The organism is Janthinobacterium sp. GL_088 (assembly GCF_057837845.1).
In genome coordinates, this window is record NZ_CM174453.1 from 1,273,754 (window position 1) to 1,288,527 (window position 14,774).

Consider the following 14,774-nt stretch of genomic DNA (forward strand, 5'->3'; position numbering starts at 1 on the left):
TGTTACCACTCGGTACCGAGTTGCGCGCCGATGCCGGCCGCATACGCATGTTTGACGACGGCCATTTCGGTAACGGTGTCGGCGATCGCGATCAATTCGTCCGGCGCGCCGCGGCCCGTGATGACCACGTGCTGCATGGCCGGGCGTTCCAGCAGGTCGGCGATGATTTTATGGACGTCGAGGTAGTTGTATTTGAGGGCGATATTAAGTTCGTCGAACAGCACCAGGCCGTAGCTTGGGTCGGCCAGGAAGGTCTTCGCCTGTTCCCAGGCCAGTTCGGCCTTTTCGATGTCGCGCTCGCGGTTCTGCGTTTCCCAGGTATAGCCTTCGCCCATCGCATGAAAACTGATTTCGTCGGGGAAGCGGCGCAGGAATTTTTCTTCGCCCGTCGACATGGCGCCCTTGATGAACTGCACCACGCCTACCTTCATGCCGTGGCCCATGGCGCGGATGGCCATGCCGAAGCCGCTCGAACTCTTGCCCTTGCCATTGCCCGTGTTGACGATGATGATGCCGATTTCCTTGTCGGCCTTGGCGATGGCCGCGTCGATGATGGCCTTCTTGCGCTCCATGCGCACGCGGTGGCGTTCGTTGATAGCTGCGGTATTGGCTGCGGTGTCCGCGTCGATGTTGTCGCTCATGTCAGTCCTCTTTCGGTATGAATATCTTGCGTTTGCCGTGATCGATGATCTCGATCGGGTGGCCCAGGTAGTCGCTCAGGATGGATGCCTGCATCACGTCGGCCACGGGACCGGCCAGCCAGCCGCCGTCGCCCATCAGCAGCAGCGCATGGGTCGAAACGCTGTGCGCCAGGTTCAGGTCATGCCCCACCATCACCACGGTTTTATTCTGTTCGCGGCACAGCTTAGCCAGCAGGCCCATGACGCTGACCTGGTGCGCCAGGTCGAGCGCATTTGCCGGTTCATCGAGCAGCAGCAAGGGCGTGTCCTGCGCCAGCATGGCGGCGATCGCCACACGCTGGCGTTCACCGCCGGACAGGCTGCGCACATCGCGCTCGGCCAGGTGTTCCACTTCCATCGAGGCCAGCGCCGCCAGGGCGATGCGCTGGTCGTCGCTGCCTTCCCAGTAATGGTTGTCGTGATACGGGTGGCGCGCCGACAGCACGGTTTCGATGACGCGGTACGAGAACGCGTCGTGGCGCGCCTGCGCCAGGAAAGCCCGTTCGCGCGCCAGTGCGTCCAGCGGCCAGTCGATCAGGGCGCGGCCCTGTATCGTCACGTGGCCCGTATCCGGTTCGCGCAAGCCGGCCAGGGTGCGCAGCAAGGTGCTTTTGCCGGCGCCATTGCGGCCGATCACGCTCCAGCATTCGCCATCCCTGATGTGCCAGATGAGGTTTTCCACGAGGCAGCGCGTGCCCGCCTTCAGGCCTAGTTGGTAGGTGCGTATCATGTGCGGCGTAATCGGTGCAATTGGTACAGGAAGACGGGCGCACCGATCATGGCTGTTACCACGCCGACGGGCAACTGCAATGGCGCCAGCACGGTGCGCGCCAAGGTATCGGCCAGCACGAGGAAGGTGCCGCCTGCCAGCGCGGCGGCCGGTATCAGCAGGCGGTGGTCGGGGCCGCAGGCAAAGCGCAGCGCATGCGGCACGATCAGGCCGACGAAGCCCACGCTGCCGGCGCTGGTGACGGCGCTGGCCGTGAGCAGGCCGGAACAGAAGAACAGGCCCTTGCGCAGCGCGCCCACGCGCACGCCCAGGGTGCTGGCCGCTTCCGCATGCAGCGCCATGACGTTCAGCGAGCGCGCGCAGCGCAAGGCGAAGACCAGGGCGCCAGTCAGGACCAGCCATGGCATCAGCCGCGCCGGTGCGCCGGACAGGTCGCCGATCATCCAGAACACCATGCTGCGCAAGCGGCTTTCCGGGGCAATCGAGAGCATCAGGGTGACGATGGCCATGCAGGCCGAGGCCAGGATCACGCCCGTCAGCAGCAAAAGCGAGGCGCCGCCTTCGGCCGCCGTGCCGCCGCGCAGGTCGCGCCGGGCAAAAAAGTACAGCAGCATCGATACGCCGACGGCGCCGGCAAAGGCGGCCGCATCGACCACCCACAGCGCGCACATGAACAGCAGCGCGGCCAGTGCGCCGACGGAGGCGCCGGCGGAAATGCCCAGCACGTACGGGTCGGCCAGGGGATTGCGCAGCAGCGCCTGCATCATGACGCCGGCCAGCGACAGCGCCGCGCCGGTGACGAACGCGGTCAGCGCGCGGCCCAGGCGCAGGTCGAGCAGGGTGGCGGCGAGAGTGTCGGTCTTGCCCTGCACGACATGGAACAGGGCGGAAGGCAGGTCGGCGAGCGGAATGGCGATCGAACCGATCATGCCCGAGAAAATCAGGCTGGCAATCGCGCACACGATCAGCACCGTGAGGATCACGGTGGCGCGGTGGCGCATATTGCGGAAAAATGGGTGCATGTACTGCCTTAAAAACGGGGACTGCAGAACTGCATCTGCGGGCGACGGCGGCATGCCATCGCCCGCAGCTTACATCATTACTACGTGCTTATTTCATGCCGTAGCGCACACCGACGAAGAGGTTCGAGCGTGGCGTCGCGTAGAAACGGCTCAGTTCATAGTCTTTGTTGGTGATGTTGTTCCAGCGTGCCAGCACCGACCAGTCACGCGCGAACTGGTAGGTGGTGTACAGGTTCAGCAAGCCATAGCCACCGAGGGTGCTTGTGTTGGCGGGATCTGCAAAACGTTTGCCCGACAACTGCCATTCCGTACCGGCGGTCAAAGGACCGGTCGTGTAATCGACAGCGAAATTGGCGTGCTTTTTCGCGCGGAGCGCCAGTTGCTTGTCGATGGATTCATTGCGCGGATCTTGCAGGTCGATATTGCCGCTGACGTTGAATGCACCGAATTTATGCGCGCCAGCCAGTGTCACGCCTTCGAGCAGAGCTTTGTCGACATTCGTGCTGCAGCCATAGCCTGGTTTCCAGCCAATAACTGGGCAAGCCGCTACGTAGTTGATCATATCGGTAATCTTGTTATGATAGTAGATCGCGCTCAGTTGCGATTGGCCGTCGTTGTAGTGCAATCCAATTTCAGCATTGCGGCCTTTTTCTGGCTTGTTCGTGGGGATGCCAAAACCAGGGTAGTACAGATCGTTGAAGGACGGTGCGCGGAAGCTGGTGCCATAGCTGGCGCTGGCGCGCAAAGCGTTGCTGAAACGGTAGCCATAGGCGACGCTGCCCGTGTTGTGCGTCCCGTACACCGAGCTGTCGTCGCGACGGCCGCTGATGCTGGCCAGGTGAGCGCCGCGCACCAGGTTGTACGATGCCGCGAAAGACTTTGTATTGCGTCCGCCGGACAGGCCTTCGAGCGAGCTCACGACGTCTTCGTCACGGTATTCACCCAGCAGTTGCAGGGTGTCGCGGCCGAGGAGAATATCGTTTTGCCAGCTGATGTCAGTTTGCTTGGTGTCGAACTGGCTTCTGCCGGAGGTGCCTGCGGCGGATACTGCGGTCAGTTTGTCCTTCGATTCTGCGTAGCGCAGCTCGCTGGTCCAGTTCGGCAAGAACTGGTTCTTCGTGAAGACCGAAATGCTTTCCTGCTTCTTGTCGTTGCGCGCGTCGAAGTTCAAGCCCGCATCGTATTGTGCATCCAGTTTGCTGTTCAGGAAAACCAGGCCGACGTCATGTCCCTTGGCCATCTGGTAGCCAAACTGGCCGCTGACGCTTTCCTTGTCGTAGCCGTCTTTATCGCCGTTATAGGAAAAATTACCAGGTTTGGTGGCGGAATTTCCATCCGATTTTTCCTTGCCCGCAGTCAGCGCGTAGCTGAAACTGTTGTTGCCACCGGTAGAGCCGGCAACGCTGGCTTCCAGCTGGCGGGTGTTGTCGCGGCCGTAGCCGGCGAAGGCGGAAAAGCGCGTCGCGCCGTCGCCTTTCTTGGTAAAGATCTGGATCACGCCGCCGACCGCATCGGCGCCATACATGGTGCTCAGTGGGCCGTAGACGATTTCAACGTGGTCGATGCTTGACAGCGGCAGGGCGCTCCAGCTGGCAGTGCCAGATGTGGCGGAGCCGATACGTACACCATCGACCAGCACGATATTCTGGTTGCCGTTCGCACCGCGGATGAATACGCTCGAATCGGTGCCTGGGCCGCCATAGCGATTGACTTCAATGCCGCGCTGCTTTTGTAGCAGATCGATCAGCGTACCGGCGCCCGAGCGCGCGATGTCTTCCGAGCTGATGGTCTGCGTATCGCTCAATACTTCGCTCAGGTGCTGCGGGTAACGGTTGGCGGTAACGACGATGGGATCGAAGGTGTCCGGCGTGGCTTGGGCGAAAGCGGCAGGCGCGGCAATGGCTAGCGCGAGCGACGTGAGCGCCGCGTGGCGGGAAACAGCATGGGTCATGATAGTTTTCAGTAAGTAATATGCAACCAGCCGACGTCCCCGTAGGCCAGATTGAACAGAAGTGGGAACTGAAGATGACGATCGAAGATGGCCATGGGCCATTCGGATCGCGAACATCCCCGTTCGCACACTTCCACCTGTCCTGGCCGGTATCCGGGCTGGCAAGTGCGGCTATCCCACCTTCCCATGCTCGATGATTGCAAGCACAGTGGTTGTCAGAGATAGCTTGTCGCCCGCTCCCTGTCGGGAGGGGGACACTTGCTTACCGTTGCGGGGGCAGCACACGTTCGCCGCGACTGCGGCATCGTGTTTCCCGTTTAACTGCGCTCATGGACATGAACGCGGGCACCAAAACCCCGCCATTATACGTGCAGCAGGCGTGGACTGAAATGGCTGGCTGGACGATTCGATATCAGAAATCGACGACGACCGTCGCACCGTAGGCGATTTTATGGGCGGAACGGGCGGCCAGCAGGGCCGCTTCCTCCAATGGCAGCCGGGCTTGCAGTGCCGATAGCAGGCGGATGGTGCCCGCATGGCAGATGAGGATGGCCGTTTCGTGTTGTTCGCGCAACAGATCGCCTAAAAACGCATCGACACGGGTGGCCATCGCCAGCACATTCTCGCCTCCACCGGGGCGGTACCAGGCCAGGTCGGCCGCCCAGGCATCGATGTCCGCGCGCGCAATCGCGTGCCAGGGCTGCATTTCCCACGCGCCGAAATCCATCTCGGCCAGCCTCGCGTCAAGGCGCAGGGCGCTGGAAGGCAGGTCTTGCGCCAAGGCTGACGCCAGGCTGGCGCAGCGGCGCAGCGGACTGGCGTAGAGCGGCACGCCGGCCGGCAAAGTCGCTTGCAGGCTGGCGCGCACGGCGGCCATTTCGTGCGGCGCCACCGCCACGTCGCTGCGGCCATAGCAGGTGCCGCTGGTTACCTGCGGCGTGGGGTGGCGAACGAGGATCAGGCGCATGCTTGTTTAGTAGAAGCGCAATGGAGGTTGAAAGCTGGACAGGATGGCCAAGTAAATCGCCACTTCCGCCACCTGCTGCACGGCGCCCAGGCAGTCGCCCGTGTAGCCTTGCAGGCGGTGCTGGCATTTGCGGCCCAGCCAGAATGCGGCAGCTGCCGCCGCTACGACTGCAAAGACCAGCGTGGCCCAGTAAAACATCCCCAGCAGGCCGCAGGCGGTGGCGGGCAGCAGGCCGCAGAGGGTGGCGATGATGAATTCTCTCGTCGTCATCTCCTGCGCCATCGGCTTGGCCTTGCCTTCGTCGCGCGCGTAGTCCATGAGCCAGATCAGCGACACGGCAGCCAGGCGCGAGAGCGGGTGGGCGATGAATAATGTCGCCACTACTGTGGCAGGCGGCAGCGAAGCGAGCGCCGCGCACTTGATGGCCAGCAGGCAGAGGATGCCGATGGCGCCATACGCGCCGATGCGCGAATCCTTCATGATTTCCAGCACCCGCTCGCGCGTCATGCCGCCGCCGAAACCGTCGCACATGTCGGCAAAACCGTCTTCATGGAAGGCTCCTGTCAGGTAGATGCCGGCGGCGACGGCCAGCAGCACGGCCACCGCCGAGGGCAGGAGCCAGCTGGCCACCAGATACACGGCGCCACTGATGGCCGCCACCACCACGCCGACCAGTGGAAAGTAGCGCGAGGCGTGCTGGAGCCAGGCCGGCTCGAAACCCACCCAGCGCGGTATTGGCAGGCGCGTGAAGAACTGCAGCGCGATGAAGAACAATCGGCACTGGTGGACTGCGGCAGAAACGGGATTGGTCATCGTCTTAGTCTGGCGTGGACTTTTCGCTGACCTGGGCCGAGGCAAACGTCGCCATCTCGCGCATGAAGTTGACGGCCGCGTGCAGCAGCGGCAAGGCCAGCGCCGAACCCGTGCCTTCACCGAGGCGCAAATCGAGGTGCAGCAGCGGACGCGCGCCCAGGCTGGCCAGCAACTGGCGATGGCCGTTTTCATCGGAGCAGTGCGAAAACACACAGTAATCGAGGATGGCAGGCTGCAGACGGGCCGCCACCAGCAGGGCGCTGCTGACGATGAAGCCATCGATCAGCAAAATCATGCGCCGTTCGGCCGCCTTGAGCATGGCGCCGGCCATCATGGCGATCTCGAAGCCGCCAAAGGTGGCCAGCACGTCGAGCGGCTCATTGACTGCCGCGTGATGGGCAGCGGCCGCTTCGATCACTCGTTGTTTATGCAACACGCCATCTTTCGACAGGCCGGTGCCGGCGCCGACGCAATCGGCGACGGGCGTGCCCGTCAGCTTGTGCATCAGTGCAGCGGCAGCGGTGGTGTTGCCGATACCCATTTCGCCAAAGCCCAGCACATTGCCATCCAGGGTGGCGACCAGGTCCATCCCTGCTTGCATGGCGGCCAGGCATTGCTCTTTGCTCATGGCGGGCTCTTTGGCGAAGTTGCGGGTGCCGGGGCCTTGCTTGCGGTCAAGCAAGCCGTCGCGCGGGCCGAAATCATGGTTCACGCCAGCGTCTACTATATAGAGGGCACAATCGGCCTGGCGGGCGAAGACATTGATGGCGGCGCCGTTGCCGAGGAAATTCTCCACCATTTGCCAGGTCACGCTTTGTGGATAGGCGGAAATGCCTTCGGCGACGACCCCGTGGTCAGCCGCGAAAACGATGATGGCAGGCTGGTGCAGTGCCAGTTGCGTGCCTTGCTGGATCAGGCCGATCTGAAGGGCCAGGGTTTCCAGCATGCCGAGGCTGCCCAGCGGCTTGGTCTTGCTATTGATGGCGTGTTCGAGTGCGCTGGACAGGGCGGGATTGGCGGTGGAGGTAATGTGTGGGATAGGCATGGGAATCTATATGGATAAGGCTGGGTATGGTCGGCACTACGATATCACACAGCAATATTTGCCCAGATGCAAAATAGCGCTTGCGGGGAGTTCGGGCCAGGGCTATAATTCGCCCCCTCGCTGAACGACGCATGCAAATGCCGAGTGAGACGAGAAAAAGAAGGAGTTGACGGATTTAGCGAAATGCTTCATACTCTTCCTTCTTCGCAGCTGACAAACACAACGCTTTGTCGATGGCGCGAAAGCAGTAACCGAATACAGTTCTTTAACAATTAACAGTCGATAAGTGTGGGCATTTGATGTAAGTGCAGCGTCAATCTTCGGATTGGCGTAAAACTTAAAATATCAAATGTTCACAAGAAATAATGAAATAGGATACTTCTTCGGAAGTAGCCTGTCAGTTTTTTGAGTGAGCGACCCATCAGCAATGATGGTGCCTGTAAAAGGGCAAAGTAACAGAGATTAAACTGAAGAGTTTGATCCTGGCTCAGATTGAACGCTGGCGGCATGCCTTACACATGCAAGTCGAACGGCAGCACGGAGCTTGCTCTGGTGGCGAGTGGCGAACGGGTGAGTAATATATCGGAACGTACCCTAGAGTGGGGGATAACGTAGCGAAAGTTACGCTAATACCGCATACGATCTAAGGATGAAAGTGGGGGATCGCAAGACCTCATGCTCGTGGAGCGGCCGATATCTGATTAGCTAGTTGGTAGGGTAAAAGCCTACCAAGGCATCGATCAGTAGCTGGTCTGAGAGGACGACCAGCCACACTGGAACTGAGACACGGTCCAGACTCCTACGGGAGGCAGCAGTGGGGAATTTTGGACAATGGGCGAAAGCCTGATCCAGCAATGCCGCGTGAGTGAAGAAGGCCTTCGGGTTGTAAAGCTCTTTTGTCAGGGAAGAAACGGTGAGAGCTAATATCTCTTGCTAATGACGGTACCTGAAGAATAAGCACCGGCTAACTACGTGCCAGCAGCCGCGGTAATACGTAGGGTGCAAGCGTTAATCGGAATTACTGGGCGTAAAGCGTGCGCAGGCGGTTTTGTAAGTCTGATGTGAAATCCCCGGGCTCAACCTGGGAATTGCATTGGAGACTGCAAGGCTAGAATCTGGCAGAGGGGGGTAGAATTCCACGTGTAGCAGTGAAATGCGTAGATATGTGGAGGAACACCGATGGCGAAGGCAGCCCCCTGGGTCAAGATTGACGCTCATGCACGAAAGCGTGGGGAGCAAACAGGATTAGATACCCTGGTAGTCCACGCCCTAAACGATGTCTACTAGTTGTCGGGTCTTAATTGACTTGGTAACGCAGCTAACGCGTGAAGTAGACCGCCTGGGGAGTACGGTCGCAAGATTAAAACTCAAAGGAATTGACGGGGACCCGCACAAGCGGTGGATGATGTGGATTAATTCGATGCAACGCGAAAAACCTTACCTACCCTTGACATGGCTGGAATCCTCGAGAGATTGAGGAGTGCTCGAAAGAGAACCAGTACACAGGTGCTGCATGGCTGTCGTCAGCTCGTGTCGTGAGATGTTGGGTTAAGTCCCGCAACGAGCGCAACCCTTGTCATTAGTTGCTACGAAAGGGCACTCTAATGAGACTGCCGGTGACAAACCGGAGGAAGGTGGGGATGACGTCAAGTCCTCATGGCCCTTATGGGTAGGGCTTCACACGTCATACAATGGTACATACAGAGCGCCGCCAACCCGCGAGGGGGAGCTAATCGCAGAAAGTGTATCGTAGTCCGGATTGTAGTCTGCAACTCGACTGCATGAAGTTGGAATCGCTAGTAATCGCGGATCAGCATGTCGCGGTGAATACGTTCCCGGGTCTTGTACACACCGCCCGTCACACCATGGGAGCGGGTTTTACCAGAAGTAGGTAGCTTAACCGTAAGGAGGGCGCTTACCACGGTAGGATTCGTGACTGGGGTGAAGTCGTAACAAGGTAGCCGTATCGGAAGGTGCGGCTGGATCACCTCCTTTCTAGAGTTTGCACGAATCAGCAATGATTCACGCATCAAATGTTCACACTTATCGGCTGTTAATATAAAGAACAGCATTTGGGGCTGTAGCTCAGCTGGTTAGAGCACCGTGTTGATAACGCGGGGGTCGTTGGTTCGAGTCCAACCAGCCCTACCAGTTTCTGTAGTCTGTATTGCCCATAGGGGGATTAGCTCAGCTGGGAGAGCACCTGCTTTGCAAGCAGGGGGTCGTCGGTTCGATCCCGTCATCCTCCACCAAAAGTTCAAACGTAAGTTAATCACATCGGTGATTGAATTTAGGTTTGGTCTTTTCGAGACCAAGTGCTGTATGTTCTTTAACAATCTGGAAGAAGTAAAGATTATTTATTGATCGGTTTGCCGTAAAAGGTAAATCGATGGGTAATGATTGTATGTATCAACAAACAAGCAACAACGTTGTACTTTCTTATCCCTGTAGCGCTCTTTTCGTTTGAAAGAATGAAGAGGCTAACGTTATAGGGACAAGCGAATAAGTGCACATGGTGGATGCCTTGGCGATTACAGGCGATGAAGGACGTAGTAGCTTGCGATAAGCTGCGGGGAGTGAGCAAACACACTTTGATCCGCAGATTTCCGAATGGGGCAACCCACCCTTTTAGGGTATTGCATACTGAATACATAGGTATGCAAGGCGAACGCGGCGAACTGAAACATCTAAGTAGCTGCAGGAAAAGAAATCAACCGAGATTCCCAAAGTAGCGGCGAGCGAAATGGGAAGAGCCTGTACGTGATAGTCGGACTGATAGAAGAATCCTCTGGAAATAGGAACCGTAGCGGGTGATAGTCCCGTATTCGAAATCAGACCGGTGATACTAAGCGTACGACAAGTAGGGCGGGACACGTGACATCCTGTCTGAATATGGGGGGACCATCCTCCAAGGCTAAATACTCGTAATCGACCGATAGTGAACCAGTACCGTGAGGGAAAGGCGAAAAGAACCCCGGAAGGGGAGTGAAATAGATCCTGAAACCGTGTGCATACAAACAGTAGGAGCGGACTTGTTCCGTGACTGCGTACCTTTTGTATAATGGGTCAGCGACTTACATTCAGTGGCAAGGTTAACCGCATAGGGAAGCCGTAGAGAAATCGAGTCCGAATAGGGCGATCAGTCGCTGGGTGTAGACCCGAAACCAAGTGATCTACTCATGGCCAGGATGAAGGTGCGGTAACACGCCCTGGAGGTCCGAACCCACTAATGTTGAAAAATTAGGGGATGAGCTGTGGGTAGGGGTGAAAGGCTAAACAAACTTGGAAATAGCTGGTTCTCTCCGAAAACTATTTAGGTAGTGCCTCAAGTATCACCATCGGGGGTAGAGCACTGTTATGGCTAGGGGGTCATTGCGACTTACCAAACCATTGCAAACTCCGAATACCGATGAGTGCGAGCTTGGGAGACAGACGTCGGGTGCTAACGTCCGGCGTCAAGAGGGAAACAACCCAGACCGCCAGCTAAGGTCCCAAAGATTGGCTAAGTGGAAAACGAAGTGGGAAGGCTAAAACAGTCAGGATGTTGGCTTAGAAGCAGCCATCATTTAAAGAAAGCGTAATAGCTCACTGATCGAGTCGTCCTGCGCGGAAGATGTAACGGGGCTAAGCCAGTCACCGAAGCTGCGGATATATAGCAATATATATGGTAGGAGAGCGTTCTGTAAGCCTGCGAAGGTGTCTTGTAAAGGATGCTGGAGGTATCAGAAGTGCGAATGCTGACATGAGTAGCGATAATGGGGGTGAAAAGCCTCCACGCCGTAAGCCCAAGGTTTCCTGTTCAACGTTCATCGGAGCAGGGTGAGTCGGCCCCTAAGGCGAGGCAGAGATGCGTAGCTGATGGGAAGCAGGTTAATATTCCTGCACCGTCGTATGATGCGATGGGGGGACGGATCGCGGAAGGTTGTCCAACTGTTGGAATAGTTGGTTTTTGGCTCATAGAAGGCGCTTAGGCAAATCCGGGCGCGGAATTCAAGGGGTTGAGACGAGTGAACTTGTTCACGAAGCAATCGGAAGTGGTTCCAAGAAAAGCCTCTAAGCTTCAGTCATACGAGACCGTACCGCAAACCGACACAGGTGGGCGAGATGAGTATTCTAAGGCGCTTGAGAGAACTCGGGAGAAGGAACTCGGCAAATTGGTACCGTAACTTCGGGAAAAGGTACGCCCCGGTAGCTTGACCACTTTACTGTGGAAGGGTGAAAGGGTTGCAATAAACTGGTGGCTGCGACTGTTTAATAAAAACACAGCACTCTGCAAACACGAAAGTGGACGTATAGGGTGTGACGCCTGCCCGGTGCTGGAAGATTAAATGATGGGGTGCAAGCTCTTGATTGAAGTCCCAGTAAACGGCGGCCGTAACTATAACGGTCCTAAGGTAGCGAAATTCCTTGTCGGGTAAGTTCCGACCTGCACGAATGGCGTAACGATGGCCACACTGTCTCCTCCCGAGACTCAGCGAAGTTGAAATGTTTGTGATGATGCAATCTACCCGCGGCTAGACGGAAAGACCCCATGAACCTTTACTGTAGCTTTGCATTGGACTTTGAACCAATCTGTGTAGGATAGGTGGGAGGCTTTGAAGCGGGGACGCTAGTTCTCGTGGAGCCAACCTTGAAATACCACCCTGGTTTGTTTGAGGTTCTAACCTTGGTCCGTTATCCGGATCGGGGACAGTGCATGGTAGGCAGTTTGACTGGGGCGGTCTCCTCCTAAAGTGTAACGGAGGAGTTCGAAGGTACGCTAGATACGGTCGGACATCGTGTTGATAGTGCAATGGCATAAGCGTGCTTAACTGCGAGACTGACAAGTCGAGCAGGTACGAAAGTAGGACATAGTGATCCGGTGGTTCTGTATGGAAGGGCCATCGCTCAACGGATAAAAGGTACTCTGGGGATAACAGGCTGATTCCTCCCAAGAGTTCATATCGACGGGGGAGTTTGGCACCTCGATGTCGGCTCATCACATCCTGGGGCTGTAGCCGGTCCCAAGGGTATGGCTGTTCGCCATTTAAAGTGGTACGTGAGCTGGGTTTAAAACGTCGTGAGACAGTTTGGTCCCTATCTGCCGTGGGCGTTGGAAATTTGAAGGGGGCTGCTCCTAGTACGAGAGGACCGGAGTGGACGAACCTCTGGTGTACCGGTTGTCACGCCAGTGGCATTGCCGGGTAGCTAAGTTCGGAAGAGATAACCGCTGAAAGCATCTAAGCGGGAAACTTGCCTTGAGATGAGATTTCCCAGAGCCTTGAGCTCTTTGAAGGGTCGTTCGAGACCAGGACGTTGATAGGCTGGGTGTGGAAGTGCAGTAATGCATTAAGCTAACCAGTACTAATTGCCCGTACGGCTTGTCCCTATAACCTTAGCAGGTACAGAGGATAAGACGGTACAACGTTGCGTGTGTGTTGATACTACCAGTCATTACCCCAATCTTTGCTTCTTCCAGATTCAGGCTTTGTCGCTCCATTGAGGACAAACGCCAGTACAAGTTATGCCTGATGACCATAGCAAGTTGGTCCCACCCCTTCCCATCCCGAACAGGACCGTGAAACAACTTTGCGCCGATGATAGTGCTGCAACCAGTGTGAAAGTAGGTTATCGTCAGGCTTGTTATTCGCAGTAGAGAAAAACCCGATCAGCAATGGTCGGGTTTTTTTTCGTCTGCTGGTTTGCGCGGCCAAGCAAACAGCAAAGACTGGGGGCAGCTCCCTCGCGTGTTGGCGTCGCATCTGGCGTTCGCGGCATCGAGGGACTGACTCTGGCTGTTGTTGGGTTTTATCGACTCACGTCTTCCCAGCTCACGCCAAACTTCGTCAGGTATTTTTTCAGCCTGTCGGCGTCATTCGGCTTGGCCTTCGCATCACGCGATATGGCATACAGCTTGCGGCCCGCATCGGACAAAGTGTTCGATTGCTGGCATACCTGAATTACCGATCTCAGCTGCAGCGCATCAAACAGGTCGAGCTGCGCGGCCTCCTGCTCCCCCATGATCCCTGGCAGATCCACTTCCACACTATCGCTTCGTCCGCCATGATGCTGCCACATCCGGTTCAAGCGCTTGATTTCCTCGTCGACCACGTCATCCGTGATGCGTCCCGCTTCCGACAAGGTGGCCAAGCGCGTGACAGCGGCGGATAAATCGCGGAAATTGCCTTTCCAGGCGGCCGATGGCGAGGTGGCAAAGCGCATGAAGCGTTCGCGCGCCTCCTTGTTGAAGCGCACTCTTTCCCCCGTTTCGGCACTGTATTGTGCCAGCAGGTATTCCAGGTTCGGCTCGATGTCTTCGGGGCGCTGCGCCAGGCCCGGTAATTCGTACGTCCACAGATTAATGCGCGCATACAGGTCTTCCCGAAAGCGGCCGGCCGCCACTTCTTTGCCCAGGTCGCGGTTGGTGCCGGCGATCAGCTGGAAGTCGCTCTGCACCTCCGTATCGGCACCGACGGGGAAGAAGCGCTTTTCTTCAATGGCTTTCAGCAGCATCGCCTGTTCATCGAGCCCCAGTTCACCGATTTCATCGAGAAACAGCAAGCCCTTGTGCGCACTGCGCAGCAAGCCCGGCCGATCTGAGCCTGCCCCCGTGAAGGAGCCCTTGATATGGCCGAACAGGGTGGAGGCCGCGCCATCGCCATGCAGGGTGGCGCAATTAAGGTCGATGAATTTGCCATCGATCTGGTGGCGCGATTTTTTCAGTTCATACACGCGGCGCGCGAGGAAGGATTTGCCGGCGCCGGTAGGTCCCATCAGCAGCATGGGGGCTTTGGATTTGATGGCGACGCGCTCGATTTCATCGATCATGCCGTTGAACTTCGCATTGCGCGTGGCGATGCCGGACTTCAGGAAGGCCACGCCTTCGGCCTGCTCGTGCGTAAAGCGCTGGGCGATCTGGTCGTAGCGCGACAGATCGAGGTCGATCAATGCATAGCTGCCAGGATTGCCGGTGGCCTGGCGCTTCGGCGGCGACGTTTGCACGAGGCGGCCAGGAAAATAGCGTGCTTCCGTCATCAGGAACATGCAGATTTGCACCACGTGGCTGCCGGTGGTGATGTGGATCCAGTAGTCTTCCTTGTCCGGATCGAAGGGATAGCTGTTGGCAAAATCATAGAGCGCGCCATACACATTCTCGAAGTCCCAGGCATCGCTGATGGGCAGTTCATGGGTGATCAGCCTGGTTTCGGGCGAGACGCTGGCGATATCCTGCGATACCTGGCGCACCAGGTTGTCGAACTGGCTGCCCGCGTACAGCAACTCGAAGCGGTCGATGATCTTGTCCTCGTGCTGGGTCAGGGCGATGCTGGGTCGCCACTTTTCCCAGCGTGCCGCTCCCCTGCCATTGTCGAGCTGTGTGCCGAGAAAGCCGATGACGACGGTACGTTTTGCTTGCATATATGAGATAAATATTTATCTAAAAAGATAATTGTATTCTAAATCGCAATGACAGGGATATTTTCGATGCAAAGCATGTATTAGATTATTGTTTAATAAAATCAATGGGTTATGTTTATTTTTGATGAAATATTGAAAGCTGGCACAGCGCTTGCAATAGAGGAGATAGCA

8 protein-coding genes, 2 tRNA genes, 3 rRNA genes and 1 riboswitch are annotated in these 14,774 nt (G+C 57.1%); of the genes, 5 read left to right on the plus strand and 8 right to left on the minus strand.

The annotated features are described in order from the left end of the window. Positions 1–2: 2 nt before the first annotated feature. The 7 genes from cobO to cobT all read right to left on the minus strand — a co-directional run bounded on the left by cobO (position 3) and on the right by cobT (position 7,208). Entirely contained in the window at positions 3–641 is a 639-nt protein-coding gene (gene cobO, locus AC3IQ7_RS05805; protein WP_099379793.1) for a cob(I)yrinic acid a,c-diamide adenosyltransferase, read from the minus strand. Between the two features lies 1 nt (position 642). Further along, positions 643–1,410, minus strand: a complete 768-nt coding sequence (locus AC3IQ7_RS05810) for an ABC transporter ATP-binding protein (protein ID WP_322426444.1) — start codon at positions 1,408–1,410, stop codon at positions 643–645. After that, complete coding sequence (locus AC3IQ7_RS05815) at positions 1,407–2,432, minus strand: FecCD family ABC transporter permease (RefSeq protein WP_489208585.1); 1,026 nt, start codon at positions 2,430–2,432, stop codon at positions 1,407–1,409. Before AC3IQ7_RS05815 ends, AC3IQ7_RS05810 begins: the two co-directional genes overlap by 4 nt. A gap of 88 nt (positions 2,433–2,520) precedes the next feature. Next, positions 2,521–4,500 carry a TonB-dependent receptor domain-containing protein gene (locus tag AC3IQ7_RS05820; RefSeq protein WP_489208586.1) on the minus strand — a complete coding sequence of 660 codons (1,980 nt, stop codon included), beginning with the start codon at positions 4,498–4,500 and terminating at the stop codon, positions 2,521–2,523. 10 nt (positions 4,501–4,510) lie between these two features. Then, positions 4,511–4,751: riboswitch (cobalamin riboswitch) on the minus strand. A gap of 44 nt (positions 4,752–4,795) precedes the next feature. Beyond that, positions 4,796–5,350 carry a histidine phosphatase family protein gene (locus tag AC3IQ7_RS05825; protein WP_489208587.1) on the minus strand — a complete coding sequence of 185 codons (555 nt, stop codon included), beginning with the start codon at positions 5,348–5,350 and terminating at the stop codon, positions 4,796–4,798. A gap of 6 nt (positions 5,351–5,356) precedes the next feature. Further along, positions 5,357–6,163 carry an adenosylcobinamide-GDP ribazoletransferase gene (locus AC3IQ7_RS05830; protein ID WP_489208588.1) on the minus strand — a complete coding sequence of 269 codons (807 nt, stop codon included), beginning with the start codon at positions 6,161–6,163 and terminating at the stop codon, positions 5,357–5,359. 4 nt (positions 6,164–6,167) lie between these two features. Further along, a complete protein-coding gene (gene cobT, locus AC3IQ7_RS05835; protein ID WP_489208589.1) occupies positions 6,168–7,208 on the minus strand; it encodes a nicotinate-nucleotide--dimethylbenzimidazole phosphoribosyltransferase in 1,041 nt (346 codons plus the stop codon). Between the two features lie 464 nt (positions 7,209–7,672). On the opposite strand from cobT, the gene AC3IQ7_RS05840 reads away from it, so the two are divergent. From AC3IQ7_RS05840 to rrf, 5 genes are all read left to right on the plus strand, one after another. Further along, positions 7,673–9,203: ribosomal RNA gene (locus tag AC3IQ7_RS05840) — 16S ribosomal RNA — on the plus strand. A 79-nt stretch (positions 9,204–9,282) separates the two neighbouring features. Beyond that, positions 9,283–9,359, plus strand: a tRNA-Ile gene (locus AC3IQ7_RS05845). A 25-nt stretch (positions 9,360–9,384) separates the two neighbouring features. Beyond that, a tRNA-Ala gene (locus AC3IQ7_RS05850) sits at positions 9,385–9,460 on the plus strand. Positions 9,461–9,700: 240 nt separating this feature from the next. After that, positions 9,701–12,576, plus strand: a 23S ribosomal RNA gene (locus tag AC3IQ7_RS05855). A 138-nt stretch (positions 12,577–12,714) separates the two neighbouring features. Further along, positions 12,715–12,827, plus strand: a 5S ribosomal RNA gene (gene rrf, locus AC3IQ7_RS05860). The 16S, 23S and 5S rRNA genes sit together here with 2 tRNA genes alongside, the layout of an rRNA operon. A gap of 168 nt (positions 12,828–12,995) precedes the next feature. On the opposite strand, the gene rtcR is transcribed toward rrf, so the two are convergent. Beyond that, on the minus strand, positions 12,996–14,603 hold the full coding sequence (rtcR, locus tag AC3IQ7_RS05865; RefSeq protein WP_489208590.1) for an RNA repair transcriptional activator RtcR: 1,608 nt from the start codon (positions 14,601–14,603) through the stop codon (positions 12,996–12,998). Positions 14,604–14,774: the final 171 nt, after the last annotated feature.